The following is a 26,067-nucleotide window of genomic DNA, read 5'->3' on the forward strand; positions in this document are numbered from 1 at the left end:
GATCCGTTCGGCGTCTGCTTCGATCATGTGGAGCGGCAGGTGACCGGGTGCGCGCTCGTGGCACGCACCCGGCACAGCGGAGCTCAACCGGCCGTGCAGGCCGCTCCGTTGAGCGTGAAGCCGGACGGCGCCGCACTGTTGCCGGTGTGGCTCGCCTGGTAGCCGAAGCCGACGCTCGCGCCTGGCGCGATGGTCGCGTTGTAGGTGACGTTGGTGGCGCTCACCGCGCCGGAGGCCGGTGCGAAGGTGGCGCTCCAGCCGGAGGTGATGGTCTGGCCGGAGGGCAGGGTGAAGCCCAGTTTCCAACCGTTCACGGCCGTCGTACTGGTGTTGGTGATGGTCACGGACGCCGTCAGCCCGGTGTTCCAGGCGCTGGTCGTGACCGCCACCTCGCAGGGACCGGCCGGCGGTTGGGGCACGGTGCCGCCGCTGTCCAGGCCGAAGAAGGTGATCACACGGGCGGCCATGCCGGTGGTGATCAGGTTGTGGCCGACTCCCTGAAGGCTGATGGCCTCGACCGGCGCCTTGTCACCGGTGGCGCCGTAGCGGGTACGGGTCCAGCCTGACTGGGGCGAGTCGGTCGTGGCCGGTGTCTGGGTGAGCCCCTGCACGTTGGTCCACTGCTTGATCATCTCCCCGAAGTTGGGGTAGCGCAGGGTGTCGTCCTCGGTGCCGTGCCAGAGCTGCATGCGCGGCCGGGGCCCGGTGTAGCCGGGGTAGGCATTGCGCACCAGGTTGCCCCACTCCAGCGGGGTGTGGATCACTGTCCCGTTGGCGCAGTCGCTGTTCCACTCCGAGCCGTTGGTGGTGGCGAAGCAGCCGAACGGCACGCCCGAGAAGGCGGAACCGCCCGCGAACACGTCCGGGTAGTCGCCGAGCAGGACGTTGGTCATCATCGCGCCGGAGGAGACGCCGGTGGCGAAGACCCTGCCGGTGTCGGCGTTGTAGGTGCGGGTGACCCAGTCGACCATGGACTTGATGCCCACCGGGTCACTGCCGCCGCCCCGGGTGAGCGCCTGCGGCGAGGAGACGTCGAAGCACTTGCTGCTGCGGGTGACGGAGGGGTAGATCACGATGAAGCCGTAGCGGTCGGCAAGCGAGGCGTACTCGGTGTTGGAGTAGAACACCGGGCCGGAGCCGGTGCACCAGTGGGCGGCCACCAGAACCGCAGGGCGGGTGGTGACGCTGTCCGGCACGTACACGTACATCTGCAGGTTGCTGGGGTTGGTCCCGAAGTTCGTCACCTCGGTGAGCGCCGCGGCGGCCACCGCGGGGGCCGGCGCGGGCGGTTCCGTACGGGCAGACGCCGCGGGCGCGGCCAGAAATGTTGCCGCGAGTAACGGCAGCAGGCCTCCGAGAAGCGCGACGAGCACCGAACGCAGCGGTCTTCTCGCGATGTTGCCGACAGTGGTGGACACGTCCTTGTCCCTTCCTGATCACGGCTCGTGGGGTACGCGTGGCGGAAGTCGAAGTCCCGCTCGGCGGGGCTGCCCGCCCGCATCGTGGCATGAGCATGGCCGCCATGGAAGCGCTCCCACACGTCGAAAACATTCGCCGACCAGCGGTTGCGGAACCGGTCGGCACACATTGCGCGCAAACCGTTGACCAGAAAGCGCTTACCCCCTACCTTCCGTTCAGCGACGTGACCCATCGATGTCGATCCGCATTCGACGAGACGGCCCCGAAGCATGCTCCCCAGGGACAGTGCACTCCCTGGAGCGCTACCTTCCCCCCACCTCGGGCCCGCCGTCACCGCTCCACCAGCTCGCGCACAGCACACAACGTGGCGCACAACATGGTGAATGACGTTCATATGGCTGATCTTCCCCTCGATCAGTCGGCCTCCCGAAGGGACGCACCCGCATGCGTACAGACCCTCCCAGTACACAGACGCAAAGACCCTTGGTGGCGACAGTCGTGGCCACCGCTCTCGCGGCCGTGGCCGTTCTGGCCGTCCCCCAGCCGGCCGGGGCGGCCGAGAACGCACCCATCGGATTCGGCGCCGGGACGACCGGCGGTGGCAGCGCCGCCCCGGTCACCGTGACGACGCTCGCCGCCTTCAGGGCGGCCGTCACGGGCAACGCGGCCAAGGTCGTGCGGGTGAACGGTCTGATCACGCTGAGCGGTCAGGTCGACCTCGGCTCCAACACCACGGTCCTGGGCGTCGGTTCGTCCTCCGGGTTCACCGGCGGCGGCCTGCGGATCAAGGAGGAGACGAACGTCGTCGTCCGCAACCTCAACATCAGCAAGCCGCTCGCACCGTCCGACGGCGTGACCGTCCAGGAGTCCACGAAGGTGTGGATCGACCACAACTCCTTCTCCGCGGACCGCACCCACGACAAGGACCACTACGACGGCCTGCTGGACATCAATCACGGCTCCGACAACGTGACCGTGTCCTGGAACACCTTCAAGGACCACTTCAAAGGCTCGCTCGTCGGCCACAGCGACAACAACGCGTCCGAGGACACCGGCCACCTGAAGGTGACGTACCACCACAACCACTTCAGCAACGTCCACTCGCGCATCCCCAGCCTGCGGTTCGGCACCGGCCACTTCTACGACAACTACGTCCAGGGCGCCGAGACCGCCGTGCACTCCCGCATGGGCGCGCAGATGCTCGTCGAGAACAACGTCTTCCGTTCGACGGCGGTCGCGGTCACCACGAACCGCAGCAGCGACATCGACGGATACGCAAACCTGCGCGGCAACGACCTCGGCGGAGCCGCCACGGAGGTCTCGCGGGTCGGCACGTTCACCACCGCTCCGTACAGCTACACCGCAGAGCCGGCCTCGACCGTCGTCGCCTCGGTGACGTCGGGTGCGGGCACCGGAAAGCTCTGAACGATCCCCAACTCCCCACACGGCACGACCGACCGGAAGAAGGCATCGGGACATGACTTCCGCAGCACGTCCACGCGCGCGCGGGCGCGCACTCACCGGCACCCTGGCCACCCTCGGCCTCTCGCTTGGCATGATCATGACTAGCGGTGCGCTCACCCCGGCGAGCGCCGCGACCTGGCCGACCGCCAACGGCAGCCAGGGCGTCTCCGCGACCATCCCCGTCTCCGGCACCAAGGACTACGGGATGAAGCGTCTCTACGGCACCGGGGATCTCGGTTCCGGTGGCCAGGACGAGGACCAGGGGCCGATCCTGGAGCTGGCGGCGGGCGCCGTCCTCAAGAACGTCATCATCGGCGCCCCGGCGGCCGACGGCATCCACTGCAAGGGCAGCTGCACGTTGCAGAACGTGTGGTGGGAGGACGTCGGCGAGGACGCCGCCACCTTCCGGGGCAGCTCCTCGTCGAACGTCTACACCATCTCCGGCGGCGGCGCCAAGGAAGCCAGCGACAAGGTGTTCCAGTTCAACGGTGCCGGGACGCTCAACATCTCCAACTTCGCGGCGAAGAACTTCGGCACCTTCGTCCGGTCCTGCGGCAACTGCTCCACGCAGTACAAGCGGACCATCAACCTCACCAACATCGAGGCGACCTGGTCGGGCGGCAAGCTCGCCGGCATCAACACCAACTACGGCGACAGCGCGACCCTGCGGGGCATCACGATCGTCGGGGACTCCAGCAGGAAGATCGTCCCCTGCCAGAAGTACATCGGCAACAACACCGGCAAGGAGCCGACCACGAACGGCTCCAACCCCGACGGCACGTACTGCAAGTACGCGACGAGCGACATCACGTACCGCTGATCCATCCCCCCTCCGGCGGCTGTACGAGGCGGCTCGCACCCGCCTCGTACAGCCGCCGTCCTCCGGGCTCCTGGACGTCAAGAGGCCTTGACCGTCGCGTCGACGGAGCGTACGCACTCGCTCACTCACTCGCTCTCCCTCTCGCCTGCGTTCCGTCCCTGCTCGCGGTCGTCGCCCGGGAGGAGGTGCGGGACCGGCGCGGCATCGTGGAGTTGCTGCCGAAGGTCGTCGAGGCGGCCGACGCGCTGTCGCCGGTGGAGGGGAACGTGTCCGCCGTACTGCCCGTGCTGTCGCGGGAGTTGACTGGCCGAGCAGTGGCGTCGGCGCAGTGCCGCAGCCCGGCACTCGCGTGGCCAGGAGGGCGCCGCCCACGCCCATGCCGTGGCCGATGACCGACCGGCTCGCCGAGCGCGACGTCACGGTCGGCGCCCCGGCCGCCGGGTTCGACACAGCCGGACACCAGGCCGCTCACCCACTCGACAGCCGGCGGGGACTGGTGGAGCGGGTGAGAGGCCGCAAGTCCCTCCCCCTGCTCCCCCGCCTCCCTCGACACGGGTCAGCGCGTGTTGCGCCCCCACATCGGGTCGAACCGCTCCCACGCCTCGTCCCACTCCTCCATCCGCCGTCGCTCCAGACGGCCGCGGAGGAGGCGCCAGCCGACGTACGGCACGGTCGCCGCGCTCGCGCCCGCGAGGGCGCCGACCAGGGCTGCTCTGAGACGGGCCTCGGACTCGGTGGCGGGCTCCGTCACCAGGCGGCCCTGCGGGTCCGTCCAGACCGTCGCGGAGGTGCCCGCGGTGCTGCCCGAGTCGACCCGAGCCTGACCCGTGTGCCGGGTGCCGTCGGCGGCGCTCCAGCGGACCTTCGCCCACACCTTCTCGCTGCCTGCCGTGCCGGGCGCGTCCTCGACGACCAGTGCCGTCACGGGGCGCCACTCGGCGCGCTCCCTCGCCAGCCCCTGTTCGACGGAGTGGGTCGACGCGAGGCCGACGAGGACGCCGGTGAGGACGATGAGTGCCCAGGTGGCCAGTACGGCCCATCCCTCCACGGCATCCACCCGGCGCCTCAGCGGATTGCGCCGCCAACGCCACAGCCACACCCTGGGACCACGGAATGCCGCCATCGAAGGCATCCTCCTCACGCGCACACGGACATGCCCTGCCGTCCTCCCATACGCGCGATGCCCCAGCGCTGCTCACGGCCGACCCGAGGTCTCCGTCACATCCCGCCGACAAACCGCTCCGACCTGCGATGACGCCGTTTCCAGAGGTGACTGTCAGTGGTGGGGTGCAGACTGGCCGATGACTGGACAAAGACGTCTCGGAGGCGATCGGCATGACCGAGGTACTGCTCACGGTCGGCACGCGCAAAGGCCTGTTCATCGGGCACCGGCGCGGTGGCACATGGGAGTTCGACGACAGCCCTTCTTTCAACGCGCAGGCCGTGTACTCGGTGGCGATCGACACCCGGCGTGACACCCCGAGGCTGCTGGTAGGCGGCGACAGCGCGCACTGGGGACCGTCGGTCTTCCACTCCGACGACCTGGGCCGGACGTGGACCGAACCGGCGCAGCCCGCGGTCAAGTTCCCCAAGGACACGGGCGCTTCACTGGAACGCGTCTGGCAGCTCCACCCGTCGACGGCGGAAGCGGACGTGGTGTACGCGGGCACGGAACCGGCGGCGCTCTACCGCTCGGAGGACCGCGGTGAGTCGTTCGAACTGGTCCGCCCGCTGTGGGAACACCCCACCCGCTCCCGGTGGGTGCCGGGCGGCGGCGGTGAGGGGCTGCACACGATCGTCACCGACCAGCGCGACCCGCGCGCGTTGACGGTCGCCGTCTCGACGGCCGGAGTGTTCCGCACGTCCGACGGCGGCGAGAACTGGGCCCCGTCCAACTCCGGTGTCTCCGCGGTGTTCCTGCCGGATCCGAACCCTGAGTTCGGCCAGTGCGTGCACAAGATCGCGAAGGACTCGGCCAACCCGGACCGGCTCTACCTCCAGAACCACTGGGGCGTGTACCGGAGCGACGACGCGGGCACGCAGTGGACGGACATCGGTGCCGGCCTCCCTTCGACGTTCGGCTTCGCGGTGGCAGCCCATCCGCGCCGCGGCGACACGGCATACGTCTTCCCGATCAACGCCGACGCGGACCGCGTCCCCGCCGACCACCGGTGCCGCGTCTTCCGTACGGCGGACGCGGGCAAGAGCTGGGAGCCCCTGTCCGCGGGCCTGCCCCAGGAGGACCACTACGGCACCGTGCTGCGCGACGCCCTGTGCACGGACGACGCGGACCCGGCGGGTGTCTACTTCGGCAACCGCAACGGCGAGGTGTACGCGTCGGCGGACGACGGCGACAGCTGGCAGCAGTTGGCGTCGCATCTGCCGGACGTACTGTGCGTGCGGGCCGCGGTGATCGACTGAGGTTCGGTCAGGAAGAAGCTCAGGCCCAACTGGCAGAACCGTCAGAGCTGCCAGAACCGGCAGACCTGGCAGACCTGTCAGACCTGTCAGACCTGTCAGACCTGTCAGACCTGTCAGACCTGTCAGACCTGTCAGACCTGTCAGCAGCGGTACGCCCTGCCGGGGTCGGACCAGTCAACGGTTCGGTCATCCGCGGTCGTTCTTCGACCACCGGTCGACAAGGCTCTCGAAACCGTCGCCGAACGGCTCGCCGGGTTGGGCGGCTTCCTGCGCCCGGAGATCGCCGCGCGACGCACCTGTCTCGCGGCCGGACCGAACTTTCTACGGGCCTTCCAGCAGCTCTTCGACGTCGTACGGGTCCTGATCGTCGGACAGGACCCGTATCCGACCCCTAGGGGTACGCGCAATGTCGCCGACGTCGCCCAGATCCTCACCGTCGTCGACGGCGTCCCGCCCGTCGCCGGGCGTACGGGACGCCGGTCGACTCCCGCGAGGGCGTCCCAACATCACGGGCCCGGCAAACCGGTACCGTAGCGGCCTTGACGACGAAGATCTGCGACCGGACGTGCTCGCGGGTGGTCGATGGGTGGCCAGCTGGCCTTCGAGTCGCGGCCGGCTACGACGAGGCGGCAAGGAGCGTGGTACTGATCGACCCGCCGCCACCGATCGGGCCGGCTCTCCGTTTCGAGCCGATGTGGCAGCGCCTCGCGGGCTCCGCCACGACGGTCTGCCTGGCGCTCGGTGTGGACGCCTCGTCGGTGGTCGTTCCCGCCGACGCGGGCCCTCTTTCGGAAGAGCGGGTGCGGAACGTTCTCCTGGCGCTGTCCGCACGGCTGCGTACCGCCGGGCATGATGTGTCGACCAAAATGCTGGCCACCGTTGGCGGACATACGAACGGCACTGCGACGCGGTCGCCACGTACGTGTCCGACCAGGTACTCGCCGTGCACACCGTCGCGCTCGCCGCGGATCGGCCGGACCAAGGAATCGCCGTCCGGGCGGATCGGGTTCAAGCGCGGTCCTGGTCACCGAGCGCCTGGACACCGACCACTGCTCGGCACTGCGCGCACCAGACGTCGGCGTGGTCGCGGCGACGATCAAGCAAGTCGCCGACGCCGACCGAGACGCCGTCCGCTTGTCGCGATCGTGGACTCGCAGTCGGTACGGCCGGCGAACATCCCTCGCAGGACGTCTCCGTGGGACGGCGGCAGGCAGCCGCACACGGCACCCCCACCACGAGGGCCATGCCATGCCCTACGGCAGTCGCCAGTCCACCGGCTGGGCACCCTGCTTGACGAGCAGGTCGTTGGCCCGGCTGAACGGCCGTGAGCCGAAGAACCCCCGGTCCGCCGACATCGGGGACGGGTGGGCCGACTCGATCGCCGGCAGATCCCCCAGCAATGGCCGCAGATTTCGCGCATCACGCCCCCACAGCACCGACACCAGCGGCTTACCACGCGCCACCAGCGCTCGGATCGCCTGCTCGGTGACCTCCTCCCACCCCTTGCCCCGGTGCGCAGCGGGACTGCGCGGAGCCGTTGTCAACGCCCTATTCAGCAACAGCACCCCCTGCTCAGTCCACGGCGTCAGATCACCGTTCGACGGCCGGGGCAACCCCAGGTCGGAGTGCATCTCCCGGAAAATGTTCTCCAGACTGCCCGGCAGCGACCGCACCTCGGGCGACACGGCGAAACTCAGCCCGATCGCCATCCCCGGCGTCGGGTAGGGATCCTGACCGACGATCAGGACGCGGACGTCGTCGAAGGGTTGCTGGAAGGCCCGCAGGACATTCGCGCCGGAGGGAAGGTAGGTCCGACCGGCCGCTATCTCGGCCCGGAGGAAGTCGCCCATCGCGGCGATGCGTTCGGCCGCAGGTTCAAGAGCCTTCGCCCAGCCTGCTTCGACAAGTTCATGCAAGGGTCGTGGTGCCACAGCGCGTCACCCTACTGGCACACACCGGAGCCCGCACAAACAGGGGAGCCCGCTGCATCCAACGGCCGAGCCGCTCGGCCACCGCCTCCCCGGTGGGGCTGTGGTTCTCCGTCGCGCCCGATATGCGAATCCGAATGACCGGCATAGGAGTTTTATGCACTATTGCTGAGCAAATAATGACTCGTTCTATGGGTGAGCAAGTCCGCCCATCACGCCAGGACATGCCGACCACACGCCGTTGACCAGCGCCGGAACGTCGCGACGACCGAGCCCACCCCTCCCGTCCCGCGCGAGGATGTCACGAACTGATCACTTCTGATCCGTACGTAACTCATCAGACAAAAGCGGACGGATACCGCTCACCTGCCCCCTCCCCGAACAGGGGAGCCCAATAAGCCAGTAACATGCGGCGCCATGAGCTCCCCCACTGGGCCCGCCGGCCTGCCAGTACGAATGCCGCGCCCCCGCCAGCCGGGCCGGCACCGCCGCCCCGAACCGCTGGCGGCTCCCGAGGGTGCGCCCGCGCTCGTCCTCGCGGTGCCGGGTGGGCCCAGCCCCGCCACGCGGAGCCTCGCCGAGGAGGTCGTGAGCATCGCCCGCTCCGAACTCCCCGGCCTCGACGCCCGCATCGGGTACCTCGACGGTGACGACGCGGAGTTCCCCACGCTCCAGTTCGTGCTCACGCACACCGCGCAGGAGCGCACCGCCCGCTACGAGCAGGCCCGCGCCGCCGGGGTAAACGCCAAGGAGCCCGAAGGACCCGTGGCGGTGGTCGTGCCGCTGCTCGCCGGTCCGGACAACGCGCTGCTGCGCCAGATCCGCCAGGCCGTCATGGAGAGCCGTATCGCGGCCGACCTCACCGATGTCCTCGGCCCGCACCCGCTGCTCGCCGAGGGGCTGCACGTACGACTGTCCGAGGCGGGCCTCGCGCGCGCCGACCGGGCCCGCCTGTTCACCGTGGCGACCGCCGCGGACGGCATCATCCTGGCCTCGGTGGGCGGCGAGGAGGCCGTACAGGCGGCCGGGATCACGGGCATGCTGCTCGCCGCGCGCCTCGCCGTGCCGGTGATGGCGGCGGCCCTCGACCAGGACGGCTCGATCGCGGCCATCGCCGAACAACTGCGCGCCTCGGGCTCGCAGAACCTCGCGCTCGCCCCGTATCTGATCGGCCCGGAGATCGACGCCGGTCTGCTGGAGGCCGCGGCCCAGGAGGCGGGCTGTGCCTCCTCCGACGCGCTCGGCCCCTACCCGGCCATCGGCAAGCTGGCCCTGGCCAAGTACACGACGGCACTGGGCATCACCCCGCAGCAGCCGCAGGGCACCCCGGTCCGCTGACCCGGACAGCACTCCGTACGACACGGTCCGACGACCGGAACACCTGGTACGCCGAAGGGCCCGCTCCTCTCCGGGAGCGGGCCCTCGGCGTGTCCGGCCCCAGGGCGTGCGCTCAGCCGAAGATCACACAGGACACCGCCGGGACCGCGATCGATCCGGCGCGACGGGGGACGCCGGTGTCGGGGTCGAGGGCGAACCAGGTCACGTCCCCGGAGCGCTCGTTCGCGGCGTAGAGGAATCCGTTCGAGGCGGAGAGCTCGCGGGGCCAGTGACCGCCGCACGGCACCGTGCCGACCGGTCGCAGGGCGGCTCCGGCATCCTCGACGGCGAGCACGGACACGACGTCCTGTCCGCGCGTCGCCGTCCACAGGAAGCGGCCGTCGGGCGAGACGACGATGCCCGACGGGTAGGCGTCGCCGTCCGGGGCGCCCCGCAGCACCGGTGTCTCGCGCAGGGGCGTCAGGAGGCCTTCGGCGGCGTCCCAGCGGCAGACGGTGACCGTCGGAGCGAGTTCGTTCAACACGTACGCGTATGTGCCTTCCGGATGGAAGGCCAGGTGGCGCGGTCCGGAACCGGGACGCAGGGCGGTCTCGCGATGCGGTACGAGGCGGCCGGCACGCAGGGCGCACACGTGCACGGAGTCCGTGCCGAGGTCGACCGCCACGGCCCATCGGCCGCTCGGGTCGGGCTGCACCTGGTGGGCGTGCGGCCCCCGCTGTCGTGCCGGATGCGGGCCGGAGCCGGTGTGTTGGCGCACGTCGGACACGGTGCCGTCGAGGGCGCCGTCGGCGCGGACGGGCACCGCGGTGACGCTGCCGGAGCCGTAGTTGGCGGTCAGCACGTGCCCGGCGAAGAGGCCGAGGTGCGTGGGCCCGCTGCCACCGACCGGCACGGGCGGCCCGGCGAGTTCGGGCGTGTCGCCGCTCACCCGGTAGGCGGCCACGGCACCCTCGGCCGTCTCGCTGACCGCGTAGAGCGTGTGTCCGTCGGCGGCGAGGGCGAGATAGGACGGGTCGGGTACGTCGCTCGCCACGCCGAGTACGGTCAGGGCACCTGTGTCGTCGTCCACGGCGGCGACCAGCACACCTGGGCCTCCCGCCGCCGTGAACGAGCCGATGAACGCTCGCCGTCGCCCCATTGCCGTCCCCTCTCGGTCTCCTGCATCGGTCCGGGCGACCGTACCGCATCGGTCTAGACCAGAAGGCCGGGTATGGGCGGGAAAACCTCAGACCTCGGCCAGCGCCGAGCCGGCGGGGCGGTGCAGCGGAACGGCCAGCTCGGCCAGGGCCCGTTCCAGTCCGTGCAGGTGGGCGAGGGCGGGCTCGGTGGCGTGGGACCGGTCGGCGGGGGCGGTGACGGCGTCCGCGCGGCCTGCCGTGAGGGCCTCCACCGCGGTCTCCACACGCCGGCAGGCTGCGGCGAGCCGGGCGTCGTGAGAGGCCTCCAGGTCGGCGGCCACGGCGGCCAGACCGCGGATCTCGCGGGCACAGTCGTCGAGGAGCGCCAGTACCCGGCGGGCGCGGCGCTTACGGGTGCGCACGGGGTTGAGCGGATGCACGAGCGGCGCGACCGAGAGCCGGACACGCCCCAGCAGCAGCTCCAGTTCGGCCACCCGGGGTGCCGGGTCGGCGCCCGGCACCCCGGCCAGCCGGGCGGTGGCCTCGGCCGTGCAGGTGTGGACGCAGCGCAGGGCGCGCTGGATCCAGGCGTCGGTGGTGGCGTGCGTGGTGATCGGCAGCACGAGGACGACCGCCAGCAGGGCACCCAGGGCGCCGACCCCGGTCTCCGCGAGCCGTACGCCGAGCAGCGCCGGATCGAGGACGCCCAGAAGCCCGTACAGGAGCTCGGCGAGCAGGGTGACCGAGAGCATCATCCAGGTGTACGACACGGCGGCCGAGTAGAAGATGCCGAACACGCATACGGCGACGAGCACGGCGGTGGGGACCGCGGCCCCCGCCACCGGGACCGCGACGGCCAGACCGAGTCCGATGCCGAGCACCGTGCCGAGGATGCGGCGGAAGCCCCGGACCAGGGTCTCTCCGCGCGAGGTGGTGTTCACGAAGATCCACCAGGTGGCGCCGACGGCCCAGTACCAGCGATCCCCGGACACCAGGTGGCCCACGACCAGCGCGAACCCGGCGGCGGCCGTCGCCTGGACGGCCTGGCGGGTGGTGGCGCGGGCCAGGCCTCGTTCGCCGGCCGGGGCGACGGGGGCCGGCGGTGGGGGCGTACGACGCTCGTAGCACCACAGCCCGAAGCGCACCGTCGAGGCGGTGAGCAGGGACAGGACGACGGCGGCGGACAGCTCGGGCAGGTGCTCCGGTCCCGTGTGCAGGAACTGGGCGACGAAGAAGGTCATGAACGCGAAGACGCCAAGGCTGTGGCCGCGCGGTCCCCAGCGGCGCGCGTACACACCGGCGCCGACGACAGCGAGGAGGACGAGCCCGCGGGCGACCGGGCGGTCGTGCAGCTCGGCCGCGGCGGCGAGGACCGGGAGCCCGACGGCGGGCAGCAACGCGGTGGTGACCGCCTGCCCGCGCACCGTGGCGTCGGTGACCGTGAACAGGGCGAGCAGCGCGGCGAGTCCGCCGGTCACGGCCCCGGCGAGCGAGTGCACGGCGAGGCCGCAGACGATGACCGCCAGGCCGATGCCGAGCACGGCCCGCGCGGCGAACCGCAGCCGGGCGCGGCCCGGGTCCGGCGCCATGAACACCCTCTTCAGCACTGCTGTCCCGCCCCACTGGAATCGGCATGGAAAAGGCGCCGCGGAGTCCGCAGCGCCATCGACGGGATCATTGCAGCACTGCCGCCACCACTGGCTCAAGTGGGGTCGCATACGCTGGGCCATTGGCACAGACATTTCGGTCCGTGAGCATCCACCGACGTGCCAACGGACCATGGACGAGGAGGCCGATGCCATGGCCGTGGACCAGCTGGACACCCGGATCCTGCGGCTGCTGCTGGAGCAGCCACGCACCAGCGTCCGCGAGTACGCCCGTGTCCTCGGCGTCGCGCGCGGCACCCTCCAGGCCCGCCTCGACCGCCTCGAACGGGACGGCGTGATCACCGGCACAGGCCCGTCCCTGTCCCCCGCCGCACTCGGCCACCCCGTGCTCGCGTTCGTGCACATCGAGGTCACCCAGGGCCATCTCGACGAAGTCGGGGACGCGCTGGCGACCGTGCCGGAGATCGTCGAGGCGTTCTCGATCGCCGGGGGCGGTGATCTCCTCGCGCGGGTCGTGGCCCGCGACAACGCTCACCTGGAGGACGTGATCCAGGCACTGATCAGCGTGCCGGGCGTGGTCCGCACCCGCACGGAGGTGGCCCTGCGCGAGCGGGTCCCGCACCGGCTGCTGCCCCTGGTGGAGTCGATCGGGCGTACACCCACCGGCTGACTCTGCGCCCCGCGCCCGTCCCCGGCCCTTGGCATCCTGGGAACCATGAGCACCCTCGGCACCACCGCGGTCATCTTCGATCTCGACGGAACCCTCGTGGACAGCGAGCCGAACTACTTCGAGGCGAGCCGGGAGACCCTCGCCGCGTACGGCGTCACCGGATTCACCTGGGCCGACCAGGAGGAGTCCGTGGGCATCAGCACGCGGGAGACGGTCACACTCTGGCGGGAACGGTACGGGCTGAGCGCGCCGGTCGAGGAGCTGCTCGCGGAGAAGAACCGGCGCTATCTGGAGTTGGCCAGGGCCTCCACCCCCGTCTATCCGGAGATGCGGAAGTTCGTGGAGCTGCTGGCCGGTGAGGGCGTTCCCATGGCGGTGGCCTCGGGTTCCGCGCTGCGGGCCATCGGCGCGATTCTGGCGGGCACCGGCCTGGACGCGCATCTGCGGACCGTCGTGTCCTCCGACGAGGTCGCCCACGGCAAGCCCGCGCCGGACGTGTTCCTGGAGGCCGCGCGGCGTCTCGGAGCTGCCCCCGCGGACTGCGTCGTCCTGGAGGACGCGGCTCCGGGCAGCGTCGCCGCGCACAGAGCCGGTATGCGCTGCCTCGCGATCCCGTACCTCGCCGCTCAGGCCGACGATCCCGGGTTCGCGACGGCGGACCTGCTCCTGCGCGGCGGCCAGCGGGAGTTCACGGCCAGGGCGGCGTACGACTGGCTCGCCGGTAGGGCAGGGTAGCGCGGGGCGCCTCGGGAAAGTCCCCGGCGCGGCTCCCGGGAGTCGCTCGGCCCCGCCCCCGCCTCCGCCCTCAACTTCCGGAATTCCGCGGCCAGTCGCCGCATCCGGTTCGCCTCCGCCTCCGCCGTACTGGGCCCTGAGCGCGGTGAGGGTTTCCCGGACCCGGTGCGGGAGTTCGTGGTCCATGCGCCCCGGACCGGGCCGGCGCCGTGCCCGCCGTACGACGTCACGGCCTGCGGCTCGGGGGTGTCCGCGCCCCGCGGGTACGCCTGGCGGTGAGTAGGCGTCCGTCTCCGCCAGGTCTGCCCGGTCCGGCGCGAGGTCGCGTCCGCGCGGTACGAGGTGCGGAGGGTGCCGCCGTCCCGGCTGTACGAGTTCGAGATCGCTGCGGACTCGGGTTCACGCGTCCCGGCTCGTGGGCAGGACCGCTTCGCGGTATCGCCGGGGCCCGGCGCCTGGGGCTCCGTTCGGTACGCGGTTCTTTCGCCGCGGGCCGGTGGGGGCTGGTCACGCGGTTCCCCGCGCCCCCTTGCGAAGCCGGGGCCGCTCAGGGCCGCAGCGGGGTGCTTGCTACGACTTGCGGCGGGGCTTGCCCTGGCGGGTACCGCCGGACTTGCCGGAACCGCCGCTGCGGGTGCCCCGGCCCGCCGCTCCACCCTTCCCGGCGCCCGCACCCCGGCCCGCGGACCTTCCCGCGGCGGGCTTGCGGGCCGTGCCCTCCGTGCCCGAGCGCTTCTTGGGCTTCGGCTGGTCCGCCCTGGGCTCCTCCCGGCGTCCGCGGGAGCTGTTGACGGTGCGGCCCCGGACGATGCCGATGAAATCCTCGACCAGGTCGGTCGTGCGCTCCTCCGGCCAGGACAGTGCGACCTGGGACTCGGGCACGTCGGTGACCGGGCGGTACGTGAGGTCCTTGCGGTGGTGGAGGCGGGCCAGGGACTGAGGAACGACGAGGACACCGATCCCGGCCGCGACCAGTTCGACGGCGTCCTCGGTGGTCGCGGGGCGTTCGAGCGCGGGGCGGCCGGGGAGGGTCTCCCAGCCGAGAGTGTCGTCGAGGGGATGCAGCACGATGTCGTCGGCGAGGTCCTCGGCGGTCACCTCGTCGACGGCGGCCACGAGATGATCCTTGGGGACCACGACCACCGAGGTCTCCGTGTAGAGGGGGATCGCGCTGAGCACCGTACGGTCGACCGGCAGACGTACCAGGCCCGCGTCGGCGTCGCCGGCCAGCATCAGGGCGTGCGCCTCGGCGGCGGACACCTGGAGCAGGGTCAGGGGGACGTCGGTTCGCCGCTCGTTCCAGATCCGCACCCACTTGGCGGGGATCACTCCCGGGACGTACGCGAGCCGGAACGCGGGGGAATCTTCCGAGCCAGTCACCGCGCCAGGCTACCTTCCGTACTCCTCCCGTCGCGCTCCCGCCCTGCTCACCGTTACCGCCCCCGTCCGCCGTGGTCGGCGCTGGTTCATACGCTCGATACCCTTGAACCATGACGACGCAGCAGACCTCCCAGACCATGAAGCCCGCGACCGCGGCGAAGAAGCTGGGTGTGTACCTCCAGGCCACCCCCGCAGAGTTCCAGGAGGGTGTCGTCACGCGCGCCGAGCTGACCGCGTTGCAGGCCGACCCGCCGGCCTGGCTGCGTGACCTGCGCCGCGACGGCCCGCACCCCCGTCCGGTGGTCGCGTCGAAGCTGGGCGTCTCCATCGCCGGGCTCGCCCGCGGCGGGGTCACCGAGGCGCTCACCACCGAGCAGATCGACGCCCTGAAGCAGGACGACCCCGAGTGGCTCCGGCACGAGCGCTCGGTGCAGGTCGATGTCCGCAAGGAAGCCGCCCGCATCAAGGAACTGCACCAGGAACAGCAGGAGAAGCGGGAGAACCAGGGCAGGTAGGCGCAGCGGGCCGGGTCGGCCCGGGGCACGCTCGTGACCGGCTCCTCCGTGCTCTCCACGGACAGGCAGGCGTCCGCGGAGCGCCTGCTCCCGACATGCGCACGGCCCCCATGCCACCGGTCACTGTCTCTGCCGTGCGGCGAGCGCTGAGCCGACGACAACTGAGTGGCGCGGAGGTCATGGACGCTTTCCGGCCGCTGCTCGTCGAGGACGTCGAGGTGCTGCTCCTAAGCGAACTCCGGCCAACTCCCGCCCGACGGTCCCGGACGGCGTCCTCCTGCTCTGCACGACGGGCTGATGGAGCGGCGCGGCGAGGACATCGACGTGTCGCTGCGCCGCCTCCCCCGGGCTCCGGCTCCCGCCGCGCGCCTCCCTGGACGTCATCCTCGACAACGTCCTGGCCCAGCTCACGGACGCTCCCGCCGGGGACGGCATCGCCGGACTGGCGGCCCGTTCACGGTAGGCCGAGCAGGGGCCCACATCTTTCGGCGGAGAGGGCAGGATTCGAACCTGCGTGAGCCTTTCGACTCGACCTCGAACACTCTCTCGGTCCCCGATCAGCCACTCCGGGCACCTCTCCATGTTCCCGGCTTCCGGTTTCCCGTGCCGTTCACAAGAACAACAGTGCCAGGGGGCGCTGACACACCGCTGATGTCTTCCTGACGGGCTCCGCGACGGGGATGAATCCGTCGCGGAGCCGGAACCAGGCCCTCGCTTCCCGCGCTCAGCACACCGCCGGGGACAGAGTGCCGTCCGGGGCGACCATGAGCGGGTGACCGACGGACCGGAGCATCGGACGGTCGGACGGGTGGTCCCCGTACGCGTAGCAGTCCGCGGGGTCGATGTGCGGGTACTGGGCGAGGAGTTCTCGCACCATGGTGCGTTTGCCCTCGCCGATCGCCGGCGGGCCTTCGAGCCGTCCGGTCAGGACCCGGCCGCAGCGCTCGAGCCGGCCACAGAGCACGAACCGCGCACCGACCGCCTCGGCGACCGGACCGAGCAGAGGTGGGAACGACCCGGACACCAGGGCGACGGCCGCGCCCTCTGCCTGGTGGCGGCGCAGTTCGGCGGTGGTACTGGCGATGTAGAAGTCCGCCGCCGCGCTGCGTTCCGCGTACCACTTGCGCGCCCAGACCTCCAGCTCCGCGAGCTGGTGGCCGCGCCAGATCCGGTGGTAGGCCCGGTTGGCCTCCTCTCGCGGCAGGCCCCGGCCGATCTGCCCGTACAGGTCCGCCAGGAACTCGTCGGCCCGCAGCGCTCCGTCGCGACCGTGGCGGGCCGCCAGGTAGTAGCGGAGGAACTCGGTCGCGCTGGTGCACCTGATGAGGGTGTCGTCCACATCGCAGAACACCAGCCGCTCGAAGGTCGGTTCAGTACTCACCTGCGGTCACCTCCCGGAGCGTGGCCGTCCCGGCGCGGACGGGCTGTTCCCCGGCGAGGGCGGAGAAGACGGACGTCGCGTACGCCATCCCCGCCGACTCGCGGCGCAGGAGCTGGTGGGCGGCGGCCATGTGGACGTCGCGCCAGCTTCGGTCAAGCACGCCCGCGCCGGCATGGACTCCGGCCGTACGGAACAGCCGTTCGACCCCGTCCACCAGCAGGTCCGCGCCGACGGCCGTCACCCGCCGGTTCCTCAGTACGTCCCGCTCGGCACGGGTGCCCGAGTCGGCGCGCCGAGCCGCGTCCTCCAGGAGCAGCTGGGCGGTGTCGATGTCGTCGGCCGAGCGTGCCAGGGCTTGGTGCAGTCGGCTGCCGTCCTGGTCGGGACGGCCCGAGGCCTGGGTGCGGGCAGCCCAGGACGACCATTCGCCCAGCGCTCGGCGGGCCGCGCCGAGCGCTGGGGCGCAGAACAGGAGACCGCCCGCGAGGTGTGCCGGGACGGTGTGGCATCTGCCCCGCCCGGGGCCCGGCCGGCCGGACACGAGGTCGGCCATGAGAAAGGTGCGGTGGTCGGGTACGAACGCGGGCTCCATGACCGCGGTGTGACTGCCGGTGCCGCGCAGCCCGGTGCTGTGCCAGGAGTCCCGGACGCGGACGTCGTCCCGTGGTACGGCGAAGAGCCGGCACCGTGCGCCGTCCCCGCCGGGCTCCAGCGCCGCGAGGAGGAGCCAGTGGGCGAACTCCACTCCGCTGACGAACTCCCACTCCCCGCTCAGCAGCCAGCCCGACGGGAGGCGCCTGGCCTCGCCGGACGGTTTGACCGAGGCGGAGATCCGTACGTCGGGGCCGGACGCCCACAGGTCGCGCTGGCCGTCCTCCGGTAAATAGGCCGCGTACCGGGCGTGGGCCGACCACAGGGCCGCGCACCACGCCGATGAGGCGCAGCCCTCACCGACGGCGGCCACGGCCGCCAGCAGGTCCGTGAACGTTCCCTCCGTTCCGCCCCAGGCCAGGGGGACGAAGTGGCGGGCGAAGCCGGCGCCGGTCAGCCGGGCGACGGTCTCGTGGTTCAACCGGCGTTCGGCGTCGGCGGCCAAGGCGTGGGTCGCCGCCGATTCAGCTGCCCTCAGGACCGCGACCGACCGCGGTCCCAGGGCTTCTCGCGTTCCGTTCACAGGGCTTTGACATTGCGTCATCTCTGGTACCCACCTCACCTGGTGATTAGAATTCGTTCGTGAACGTATTTTTCTCGACCGTCCCCCGTCGCGGCTCTCAGCAGAGGAGGTGAGCTTCATGGCCAAACAGGCGCGGGCCTTGCGCACATACGACCGTGTACTCGATGCAGCGGCCGAGGAGTTCGCCCGTTACGGATACGCGAACACGAATCTGCAACGGATCGCCGACCGCATCGGCCTGACCAAGGGAGCGCTCTACGGGCACTTCACCAACAAGGAGGAGCTGGCCACCGCTCTCACCGACCAGCTGGCCGACACGACGGGCACCCTCCTCGACGATGCCCGCAAGCCGTCCGCCCCCGCACGAGACCGGCTGCGGGCCCTGGTGCTCGCCCTGGGCCGGCTCTTCCAGACCGACACCCGGGCCCTGGCGGCCCTCCGGCTGGAGGCCGAGGCCGCCTGGGCGGGCGCCGTGCCGATACCTCTGCTGGTGCACACACACGAGGTCGTGCTCCAACTGGTGGACGACACGCAGCGGGAGGAGAACCTGAACTCCGCGCTGCAGCCCAGGCCCCTCGCGGACCTGATCGTTGCGACGGTTTTCGGAATCGTCTGGACGAGGTACGGCGCCAGGCGCGGCGAACCGGTCGACCTCGTCGACGCGATGTGGAACGCGCTGGCGCGCACCCTGGACGAGAACACCCCGCCGCGCTGAGCACCGGCCCGCGAGGAAGCGGGTGGCGCCTAGCGGGAGGCGGCGGCGGACAGCGGCGGGGCCTCAGTAAGACATTCGAGGGGCCCGGGATCACACCGGCCCACGTTCCACCACAGCGTTTCCGCGACAGCCAGCCGTTTGCCGCCCTGCTCGGCCTCGAAGCGAAGCCGACGACCTCCGTCCCGCAGGGGGTCGGGCGCGTCCTCCACCACCGTCAGATGGACCGGTGCGCTCAACTCACCGAAGGCCGCACAGTCGAGAACCAGTCCGGACAGCACGAACTCCTCGCCGGCCGCCGCCCCCTGGGCACTTTCGTGGACAGTGAGGTGCCCGAGCTGCCGGAAGCCCTCCAGCATGACCATCAGGGGGACGTGATCGGTGGGGTGGTCGAAGAGGATCGCGTGATCCTGGTCGCTCCGCAGCCGCCACTGACGGTCCGGAGCACCCGTCGCCACTCGCTCCAGCACACAGTCCTTCCGGCGCTGCCGACCAACCCGGTGCGGCGGCACGAGCCCGGTGTCGGCGACCGTCGCGGGACCGTGGCCGACCGGGGCCTCCCCCACCCCGGCGGCCTCGGCGGCCCGCCTGCGCAGCAGACCGTACCTGCGCTCGTCCACGATCAGGCCGCGCGCGTGACCGCGACCGCACACCCGGCCGTCCACCACGAGCGAGACGTCCATACGGGCACCGGCCCGGCGCGCGGGCGTGCCCCCCTGCCACTCCCACGTCCCGTCGAGCAGTACCGCAAGGGGCGCGGCACCGACGCGCAGCGCTGTGGGGTCCGTGATCTCGAAGCTGAGGTCCTGCCCGACGAAGCGGTGCCCGAGCGGCACACCGAAGAACGTGTGGGCCGCGTAGAAGTGAGCCTGGCGGAGCGTCTCGGCAAACAGGAGCGGGTCATACAGACCGTTCTCGTCCGGGTGGTAGAGGGCGTGGTCGCGGGGCCACTGGGCCGCGACCACGAACTCGGCTCCACCCGTGTACAGGCCGTCGGTGACGAACACCTCGGACACGGAACTGCGGTGCACCAGTTCACGCGTCACGGGCTGAAGGAAACGGAGCGTCTCCTTCAGCGACACCATTGCCCGGTCCTGCGTACACCTGGAATCATTGAACCTGGAGCCACCGAGTGTGGCCTCGTCGCGCACAACGGACATCTGCACCTTCGCCTCCCCGTACTGGAGTCAACCCATGCAAGCGAACAGACGTGCTGCGCCTTCCGGCGAGTCATTAATATACCTACGCGAAGGTATATTACAAGGATTGCCGTCATAGCCTTTCATGGTCAACTCTCTTTGCTAGCAAAGTGCTTGGGTCCGAGGGTAGGAACTCAGCCACAGCAGATCAGCCTGGCAAGATTTGGATCTCATGAGTAACGAGCACAGCACACAGGCGGCCCAGCTCCCCGCGGGAGCGCCCTTCGACGACACCTCACACCTCAAACAGCAGCGCGCCATCAGAACCCGCTCGACGATCCTTCACGCCGCCGCCGAGGCCTTCGCCCAGGACGGATTTCCGCAGGTCACCATCAAGGACATCGCGGACCGCGCCGAGATGACCAAGGGCGCGGTCTACTTTCACTTCGCCAACAAGGAACTGCTCGCGGTCGCCGTGACGGACGAGTTCTACCGGCGAATGCAGAAAGTGATCGACGGAGCACTGGAGACAGGAGACCCTTCCTTGCCCTCGACGGTCGTGGACATGATGAGGCGGCTTGCCCACGCCTTCCACGACGACACCTTCGTCCACGCGGGAGCCCGGCTGCAGATCGAACAGCCCTACATCAAGGCCAAGCTGCCCATCCCCTACGTCGGAACACTGGCCGTCCTCACCGAACTGCTGGAGCGGTGCAGTGAGGCTGGACGCCTTCCCACGGGCAGCAACCCCGCGGCCCTGGCCCGCGCCCTGGGCGCCGCGGTGTTCGGCGCCCAGCACATGTCCTGGGTCCTCAACGACCGCGAGGACGTCCTGGAGCGGGTGGAGGAGGTCGTCGAAGCCTTCATTCCCCTGCACGGGCAACACTCCGTGACGCACTGACGAGCCGCCCGGCCCCACCAGGGCCGGGCGGCTCGGCGCACGAGCACCGTCATCCCTTGGCGAACGCCAGCAGATCCTGGTTGAGGCGTTCGGCATGGGTGGCGAACAGTCCGTGTGCGGCGTCCTCGTACCGTACGAACGTACTGCCGGGGATGAGCTGGGCCGTCCGGCTGCCGCACAGGGCGTACGGCGCCGCGAGGTCGGCGGCCCCGTGGATCACCAGCGTGGGCACCTTGACCGCGGCCGTCTCGGCACGCTGGTCGGTACAGAACAGGGTGCGGTAGATCTCCAGGCCGGCCTTCGGCGAGGCGTCCATGCAGGTGCCGACCAGCCATCGCGCGAGTTCCGGCGAGACCGGTGGGTTGTCCGGGTCGGCATCCGCACCGCCGAAGAACGGCATGGTGAACCCGCTGAGCCACCCCGCCCGGTCCCGCCGGATGGCCTCAGCCATCTCCTCGAAGAACGCCAGATCCAGCCCGTCGGGGTTGTCCGGCGTCCTCCGCATGAACGGTGTCGTCGAGGAGAGCAGGACCAGTTTCGCCACCCGCCCGGCGCCGTGGCGGGACAGATACCGTACGGCTTCCCCACCGCCGACCGCGTAGCCGACCAGGACCGCGTCCCTCAGGTCGAGCCGGTCGAGAAGGTCCGCGAGGTCGGCCGCGAGGGTGTCGTAGTCGTAGCCCTCCCACGGCCTGTCCGAGCCTCCGCAGCCGCGCCGGTCGTAGGTGACACAGCGCAGGCCGTTCTCGGCCAGGAAGGGTGCCTGGAACTCCCACATGCGCGAGTCCATCATGGCCGCGCCCAGCAGCACGACGGGCCGTCCATCGCCCCAGTCGGTGTAGTGGAGTCGCGTCCCGTCCCTCGTCGTGACGTACGGCATGGTCATTCCCTCCTTGTCGGTCGCCGGTCAGTGCCGGGCGGCCCTGCCGGGTGCCAGCAGCACCGTGGCGGAGGCGGCGACGCAGAAGGCGATGAGCGGGATCAGGGTGACGGCGAACGCGTGCGGGTAGGAGTCGGCGGAGCCCGCGTCGGCGAGCGCCGGGAAGAAGACGGTGCCGGCGATCGCCACACCGACGGCGGCCCCGCCCTCCTGCGCGGTGTTGAGCAGCCCGGACGCCGAAGCGGCGTGCTCCGGTACGGCGGCGCCCAGCACGAGGTTGGTCAGCGGTCCGGTCGTCAGGCCCATGCCGAGGCCGGCCAGCAGCAGGGGAGGCAGCAGCCACAGGACGGACCCGGTCGTGCCGAGTCCGGTGGCCGTCCAGGCGGTCACGGCATAGCCGACGGCGAGAGTCAGCGGGCCGGCGGCCACCGTTCGGGCGGTGACCTTGGCCGCGAACCGGGCCGAGACGATCGAGGACCCGAAGTAGCCCACGCCGACCGCCAGGAAGACCAGGCCGGATTCCAGCGGCGACAGGGACCGCCCGGTCTGCAGGTACAGGGCCAGGACGAAGAAGAAGGAACCCATGGCGAGGAAGTAGAGGACGGTGGCGACGAGCCCCACCGAGAAGGTCCGCACCCGGAACAGCGACGGCTCGATCAGCGGTCCACGGCCTGCCGCGGCCCGCCTGCGCAGGTGCAGGACGGTCAGCGCCAGCAGTACGGCTGCCAAGGCGAGGCACGCCCAGACCCACACCGGCCAGTCGTGCGACTGGCCCTCCACGAGCGCGTACACGATGAGCCCGAGAGCCGCCGTGATCAGGAGGGCTCCGGTCAGGTCGAGACGCGTGCCCCCGTCGGCGCCGCGCGACTCGGGGACCGAGCGGCGGGCGACGGCGAGGCAGACCAGACAGAGCGGCACATTGATCAGGAAGATCGTCCGCCAGCTCAGCCCGGCCACGTCGGCCGTGATCAGGGCACCTCCGATGAACTGCCCGAAGACACCGGCGAGACCGATGACCAGGCCGTAGACGGTGAAGGCACGGTCGCGGGCGGCCCCGGTGTACATGGTCCCGATGATGCCGAGCACCTGGGGAACCATCAGCGCCGCGGAGGCTCCCTGCGCGATGCGGGCGACGATGAGGACGTCGACGTTCTGCGCCATGGCACACCATGCGGAGGCGAGCATGAACAGGGTCATGCCCAGGACGTACATCCGCCGGCGGCCGTAGAGGTCACCCAGTCGGCCGCCGGTGATCAGACCCGCCGTGAAGGCGACTCCGTACCCGGCCACGACGAGCTGGACCTGCGCCGAACCAGCGTGCAGATCCGCCTGGATCGCCGGGACGGAGACATTGGCGATGAAGAAGTCGAGGACGGAGATGAAGGTTCCCACCAGGACCACTGCGAGGGCTCCGCGCGCGGGCGCCCCGTGCGGCGCCGGGGGCCCCGTCTCACTCTCCTCGACGGCGGGGCGCGTGCTTGCTTCAGACGTCATCCGACTGCTCTCCTGTGTTGTTCTTCATGTTCTTGGGTGTCACCAGGTCACCGGCAGGTGTGACACGCCGTGGAAGACGGTCCCTCTGCGGAAGACCGTGGTCGGGTCGGCCGCCAGCCGAAGGTCCGGGAAGCGCCGCAGCAGGGTGCGCAGCGACAGTTCCATTTCCAGGCGCGCGAGCGGGGCGCCCTGGCAGTAGTGCGGCCCGTATCCCCACTGGAGGTGCCCACTGGTGTCCCGGTGCGGGTCGATCGTCCGGGGACAGGCGAACACCGACTCGTCGTGATTGCCCGCGGGCACCGAGATGACCACCGCGTCGCCCTTGGCCACGGCCACCCCGCCGAGGTCCATGTCCTCGAGTGCCAGCCGGACCATCGCGTCCTGGGATATCGACCAGTAGCGCATCGACTCCTCGATGTACTGGGGTATGAGTGCTCCGTCGTCGGCGGCCACCTCGGCGCGCAGTCCGTCGTCCCGCAACAGGCCCAGCACGTTGAGGGCGATCTGGTTGGTGGTCGTCTCGTGCCCGGCGACGAGCACCAGCCGGGCCATGCCGACCAGTTCGTCCAGGGAGATCGTGCCGGTGGCCCAGTGGTTGACGGCGAGCCGGCTGATCAGATCGTCTCCGGGGGACGCGCGCTTTCGGCCCGCCAGTTCGGCGAGGTAGTCCGACATCTCCACGAAGGCGGCATAGGACTCCGCCGGGTCCTCCTGGGAGATGGTCACGCGGGTCTTCTCGACGAAGAACGGGGAGTCGTCGTCGGGCACGCCCAGCAGGCGGGCGATCACCAGGGTCGGAAGGGTGCGCGAGAAGGCCGCGTGCAGGTCGGCAGGCTGGGGCAGGACGGCCATGTCGTCCAGCAGTCGGTCGATCAGCCGCTGGATCGGCGCCCGCAGCCGCCGTACCCGGCGCGCGGTGAACTCGGGCTGGATGAGTCCGCGCAGCCTGGCGTGCTCGGGGTCGTCGAGGCGCAGGAACGAACTCGGGTTCTGGCCGGGCGGCAACTGAATGCGTACGGGTGCGCCGGGCAGTGTCTCGTCCGCGCTGAGCCGGGAGTCCGCGAGTGCCTGGCGCACATCCGCGTAACGGGTCACCAGCCAGGCCGGACGCGACTCGGCCGCGCCCTCCGGGATACGGACCACACAGGGGGGTGACTCTCGTAACTCGCCCAGTACGAGGGCGGGTTCGCCGTCCTTCGTGCGGGGAAACGGCCAGTCCAGGATGTCGGTCCGGTCACCGAGCGACATGTGAACTCTCCATGATTTAGAGGAAACTTGCCTGTCCACCAATTTCCCAGGCCGCCCTGATATGGCACTGACCTCGGGCTGACCGGCCTTCGGGGCTCAGTCCAGGAAGGCTGCCTCTATCCACCGCCGTACGCCCCGCGGCTTCATGCGGTGCAGTCCGCCGACGGTGTCCGCGACCTGCCGGGCGCCGCCGACGGACAGGAACTTCTCGCGCACCAGGTCGGAGTGGCGGGCCCGGGTGTCCGGCCCCGCGGCGCCCACGGGGATGAGCCGGGTGCGGGAGACCGTACGCCCGTCGGCCAGATGGACGGTGACCCGGGCACCGGTGGCCTTGGTGGCGCCGGAGAAGTCGCGGCCTCCCGGCTCGATCGTGCCGAGCAGATCCACCAGTTCCTCGCCGCCGAAGCCGCGCAGCCAGGGAAGGGCCAGCGGGCCCGCCTCACGCACCGCCTCACCGAACGGTGCTTCGGACAGGAAGAGTTCTCGGGTCATCCGGGTGTCGTGCACCAGGCGCACCCGGCTCGCGAGCGACCAGCGCCCTGGGTCGTCCAGGTGTGGTGAGGAGAAGTCGTCCACCGAGAAGTCCCCGGTCAGCAGGGTGGTGGCGACCGGGTAGGGCACGTCGAGCACCAGTGCGCCGAGCGGCGAGCCGGGGCCGTTGACGTACTGGGCGGCTCGCTCCCCCGCGAACAGCGTGTACAGGGAGGCCTCCACGACGATCTCGGTGACGTCCTGAGGACGGATCGGGCCCAGCTCCCGGTGGATCTCGGCGGCGCAGTCCACCGCCGCGTCGATACCGGGGCCACCGGGATGCATCTTGAAGGAGAGGGTGTCGGTGTGCCAGCGGGTGCCGAGCCCCTTCGCCACCGCCTGCGGCAGCGGCACCGTCGCGAACCGGCTCAGGAAGCCGTCGGGGTGCTCAAGGATGTCGGGCGCGCCCCGCAGTCCCGCGGCGGCGGCGTCACAGGCGTCCATCGCGGTGCGTACCGGCGTGAAGGTGTTGAACAAGCGGGCGTCACTGGCCAGGAAGGCGCGCATCAGCGGCCAGTTGGGCATGGCGAAGGCCAGGCCGAGGGCGTTCTCCCACTGGTCGGCGGGCGCGCGGTCGCTGTGCAGCCGGCCGGCCACCGCGCCGGCGAGATGGGTGTGCACCGCGCTCTGTCCGCGCAGCGGGCCAAGGGTGGCCGAGGCGGTGATGCGCGCGGCGCACTCGTTGGCCGCCACGACGGCGGTCAGGAAGGAGAGTCCGTCGAGTTTGCGGGCGTACGCGAAGGCGAGGGGCACCGCGACCGTGGAGTTGGACAGGTGTCCGGCGTAAGCGGTGTCGTCGAGGTTGAGCCAGGAGCCGAGGGCTGCGAAGACACCGGCCGCGGCCCTCGGGTCACGCTGCATGGGGTGCCCGAACGCGGCCACCAGCCTGCGGCCCAGCGGGTGTGCGAGGCCGGCGCGGATGGAGGCGATCTGGGACAGGACCTGACTGGCCGCGAGTTTCAGCACCCGGCACGGAACGTCCTCGGGGCGCAGGTTCGCGGCCCACTGGGACAGTTCGCGCAAGGGTGTGTCGGAGGGTGCGTGGGAGCGCGCCGGCCCTACCCGTTCCCATCCCTCGCACAGGGCTCGGGCCACGCTCTCGGCGAGTACAGCCGTCATGGTGCGTCGCACCTTGCCTTTCCCTACCGGTGTCGCGTACCGGTGTGTGTGCCTTGTCGGTGCGTTTCCGTAC

Annotated in this window: 22 protein-coding genes and 2 pseudogenes; 10 read left to right on the forward strand and 14 right to left on the reverse strand. The window is 70.7% G+C overall.

Going from position 1 to position 26,067, the window contains the following annotated elements:
• Positions 1-83 precede the first annotated feature (83 nt).
• A complete protein-coding gene (locus IEY89_RS18820) occupies positions 84-1,418 on the reverse strand; it encodes an extracellular catalytic domain type 1 short-chain-length polyhydroxyalkanoate depolymerase (protein WP_189148582.1) in 1,335 nt (444 codons plus the stop codon).
• Positions 1,419-1,863: 445 nt separating this feature from the next.
• Here IEY89_RS18820 and IEY89_RS18825 point away from each other — a divergent pair, with 445 nt between their 5' ends.
• Both IEY89_RS18825 and IEY89_RS18830 read left to right on the forward strand, forming a co-directional pair.
• Positions 1,864-2,844 carry a pectate lyase family protein gene (locus tag IEY89_RS18825; protein WP_189148583.1) on the forward strand — a complete coding sequence of 327 codons (981 nt, stop codon included), beginning with the start codon at positions 1,864-1,866 and terminating at the stop codon, positions 2,842-2,844.
• Between the two features lie 52 nt (positions 2,845-2,896).
• The gene (locus IEY89_RS18830) at positions 2,897-3,703 is read left to right on the forward strand and encodes a pectate lyase (protein WP_189148584.1); all 807 of its coding nucleotides are present in this window, start codon (positions 2,897-2,899) and stop codon (positions 3,701-3,703) included.
• Positions 3,704-4,259: 556 nt separating this feature from the next.
• Here IEY89_RS18830 and IEY89_RS18835 read toward each other — a convergent pair.
• On the reverse strand, positions 4,260-4,826 hold the full coding sequence (locus IEY89_RS18835) for an Rv1733c family protein (protein ID WP_189148585.1): 567 nt from the start codon (positions 4,824-4,826) through the stop codon (positions 4,260-4,262).
• 212 nt (positions 4,827-5,038) lie between these two features.
• Here IEY89_RS18835 and IEY89_RS18840 point away from each other — a divergent pair, with 212 nt between their 5' ends.
• Together IEY89_RS18840 and IEY89_RS18845 are read left to right on the forward strand one after the other, a co-directional pair.
• Positions 5,039-6,124, forward strand: a complete 1,086-nt coding sequence (locus IEY89_RS18840; protein ID WP_189148586.1) for a WD40/YVTN/BNR-like repeat-containing protein — start codon at positions 5,039-5,041, stop codon at positions 6,122-6,124.
• 255 nt (positions 6,125-6,379) lie between these two features.
• Positions 6,380-6,517 (forward strand): annotated as a pseudogene (locus IEY89_RS18845) (uracil-DNA glycosylase); the annotation flags it as partial.
• A gap of 860 nt (positions 6,518-7,377) precedes the next feature.
• On the opposite strand, the gene IEY89_RS18850 reads toward IEY89_RS18845, so the two are convergent.
• Entirely contained in the window at positions 7,378-8,055 is a 678-nt protein-coding gene (locus tag IEY89_RS18850) for a uracil-DNA glycosylase (protein WP_189148587.1), read from the reverse strand.
• A gap of 414 nt (positions 8,056-8,469) precedes the next feature.
• Here IEY89_RS18850 and IEY89_RS18855 point away from each other — a divergent pair, with 414 nt between their 5' ends.
• Positions 8,470-9,390, forward strand: a complete 921-nt coding sequence (locus IEY89_RS18855) for a sirohydrochlorin chelatase (RefSeq protein WP_189148588.1) — start codon at positions 8,470-8,472, stop codon at positions 9,388-9,390.
• A 112-nt stretch (positions 9,391-9,502) separates the two neighbouring features.
• Here IEY89_RS18855 and IEY89_RS18860 read toward each other — a convergent pair whose 3' ends face one another.
• Complete coding sequence (locus IEY89_RS18860; RefSeq protein ID WP_189148589.1) at positions 9,503-10,528, reverse strand: lactonase family protein; 1,026 nt, start codon at positions 10,526-10,528, stop codon at positions 9,503-9,505.
• 87 nt (positions 10,529-10,615) lie between these two features.
• Positions 10,616-12,115: an FUSC family protein gene (locus tag IEY89_RS18865; protein WP_189148590.1), complete on the reverse strand. Its 1,500-nt coding sequence runs from the start codon at positions 12,113-12,115 to the stop codon at positions 10,616-10,618.
• A gap of 193 nt (positions 12,116-12,308) precedes the next feature.
• Between IEY89_RS18865 and IEY89_RS18870 the strand changes: the two genes are divergently transcribed.
• Both IEY89_RS18870 and IEY89_RS18875 read left to right on the forward strand, forming a co-directional pair.
• Positions 12,309-12,785, forward strand: a complete 477-nt coding sequence (locus IEY89_RS18870; RefSeq protein ID WP_189148591.1) for an Lrp/AsnC family transcriptional regulator — start codon at positions 12,309-12,311, stop codon at positions 12,783-12,785.
• Positions 12,786-12,830: 45 nt separating this feature from the next.
• A complete protein-coding gene (locus IEY89_RS18875; RefSeq protein ID WP_189148592.1) occupies positions 12,831-13,520 on the forward strand; it encodes an HAD family hydrolase in 690 nt (229 codons plus the stop codon).
• Between the two features lie 570 nt (positions 13,521-14,090).
• Here IEY89_RS18875 and IEY89_RS18880 read toward each other — a convergent pair.
• Positions 14,091-14,900, reverse strand: a complete 810-nt coding sequence (locus IEY89_RS18880; RefSeq protein ID WP_189148593.1) for a LysR family substrate-binding domain-containing protein — start codon at positions 14,898-14,900, stop codon at positions 14,091-14,093.
• 110 nt (positions 14,901-15,010) lie between these two features.
• Between IEY89_RS18880 and IEY89_RS18885 the strand changes: the two genes are divergently transcribed.
• The gene (locus IEY89_RS18885) at positions 15,011-15,415 is read left to right on the forward strand and encodes a DUF5997 family protein (protein ID WP_189148594.1); all 405 of its coding nucleotides are present in this window, start codon (positions 15,011-15,013) and stop codon (positions 15,413-15,415) included.
• Between the two features lie 489 nt (positions 15,416-15,904).
• Here the strand turns inward: IEY89_RS18885 and IEY89_RS18890 are convergent.
• The 3 genes and pseudogenes from IEY89_RS18890 to IEY89_RS18900 form a co-directional block, all read right to left on the reverse strand.
• Positions 15,905-15,995, reverse strand: a pseudogene (locus IEY89_RS18890).
• A gap of 144 nt (positions 15,996-16,139) precedes the next feature.
• Complete coding sequence (locus IEY89_RS18895; protein WP_229695307.1) at positions 16,140-16,796, reverse strand: HAD family hydrolase; 657 nt, start codon at positions 16,794-16,796, stop codon at positions 16,140-16,142.
• On the reverse strand, positions 16,786-17,970 hold the full coding sequence (locus IEY89_RS18900; RefSeq protein ID WP_229695308.1) for an acyl-CoA dehydrogenase family protein: 1,185 nt from the start codon (positions 17,968-17,970) through the stop codon (positions 16,786-16,788). The genes IEY89_RS18895 and IEY89_RS18900 overlap by 11 nt, the downstream gene beginning before the upstream one ends.
• Positions 17,971-18,088: 118 nt before the next feature.
• On the opposite strand from IEY89_RS18900, the gene IEY89_RS18905 reads away from it, so the two are divergent.
• Complete coding sequence (locus tag IEY89_RS18905; protein WP_189148596.1) at positions 18,089-18,685, forward strand: TetR family transcriptional regulator; 597 nt, start codon at positions 18,089-18,091, stop codon at positions 18,683-18,685.
• Between the two features lie 29 nt (positions 18,686-18,714).
• Here IEY89_RS18905 and IEY89_RS18910 read toward each other — a convergent pair whose 3' ends face one another.
• Positions 18,715-19,767, reverse strand: coding sequence for a ScbA/BarX family gamma-butyrolactone biosynthesis protein (locus IEY89_RS18910; protein WP_189148597.1), 1,053 nt, complete (start codon positions 19,765-19,767; stop codon positions 18,715-18,717).
• 286 nt (positions 19,768-20,053) lie between these two features.
• Between IEY89_RS18910 and IEY89_RS18915 the strand changes: the two genes are divergently transcribed.
• Positions 20,054-20,722, forward strand: coding sequence for a ScbR family autoregulator-binding transcription factor (locus tag IEY89_RS18915; protein WP_308437446.1), 669 nt, complete (start codon positions 20,054-20,056; stop codon positions 20,720-20,722).
• A gap of 49 nt (positions 20,723-20,771) precedes the next feature.
• Here the strand turns inward: IEY89_RS18915 and IEY89_RS18920 are convergent, their stop codons facing one another.
• The 4 genes from IEY89_RS18920 to IEY89_RS18935 form a co-directional block, all read right to left on the reverse strand.
• Positions 20,772-21,602: an alpha/beta fold hydrolase gene (locus IEY89_RS18920; RefSeq protein ID WP_189148599.1), complete on the reverse strand. Its 831-nt coding sequence runs from the start codon at positions 21,600-21,602 to the stop codon at positions 20,772-20,774.
• A gap of 27 nt (positions 21,603-21,629) precedes the next feature.
• Positions 21,630-23,096, reverse strand: a complete 1,467-nt coding sequence (locus IEY89_RS18925) for an MFS transporter (protein ID WP_189148600.1) — start codon at positions 23,094-23,096, stop codon at positions 21,630-21,632.
• A gap of 39 nt (positions 23,097-23,135) precedes the next feature.
• Complete coding sequence (locus tag IEY89_RS18930) at positions 23,136-24,344, reverse strand: cytochrome P450 (protein ID WP_189148601.1); 1,209 nt, start codon at positions 24,342-24,344, stop codon at positions 23,136-23,138.
• Between the two features lie 96 nt (positions 24,345-24,440).
• Complete coding sequence (locus IEY89_RS18935) at positions 24,441-25,994, reverse strand: MmgE/PrpD family protein (RefSeq protein WP_189148602.1); 1,554 nt, start codon at positions 25,992-25,994, stop codon at positions 24,441-24,443.
• Between the last annotated feature and the right edge of the window lie 73 nt (positions 25,995-26,067).

It is taken from the genome of Streptomyces lacrimifluminis, assembly GCF_014646095.1.
GTDB lineage: Bacteria > Actinomycetota > Actinomycetes > Streptomycetales > Streptomycetaceae > Streptomyces > Streptomyces lacrimifluminis.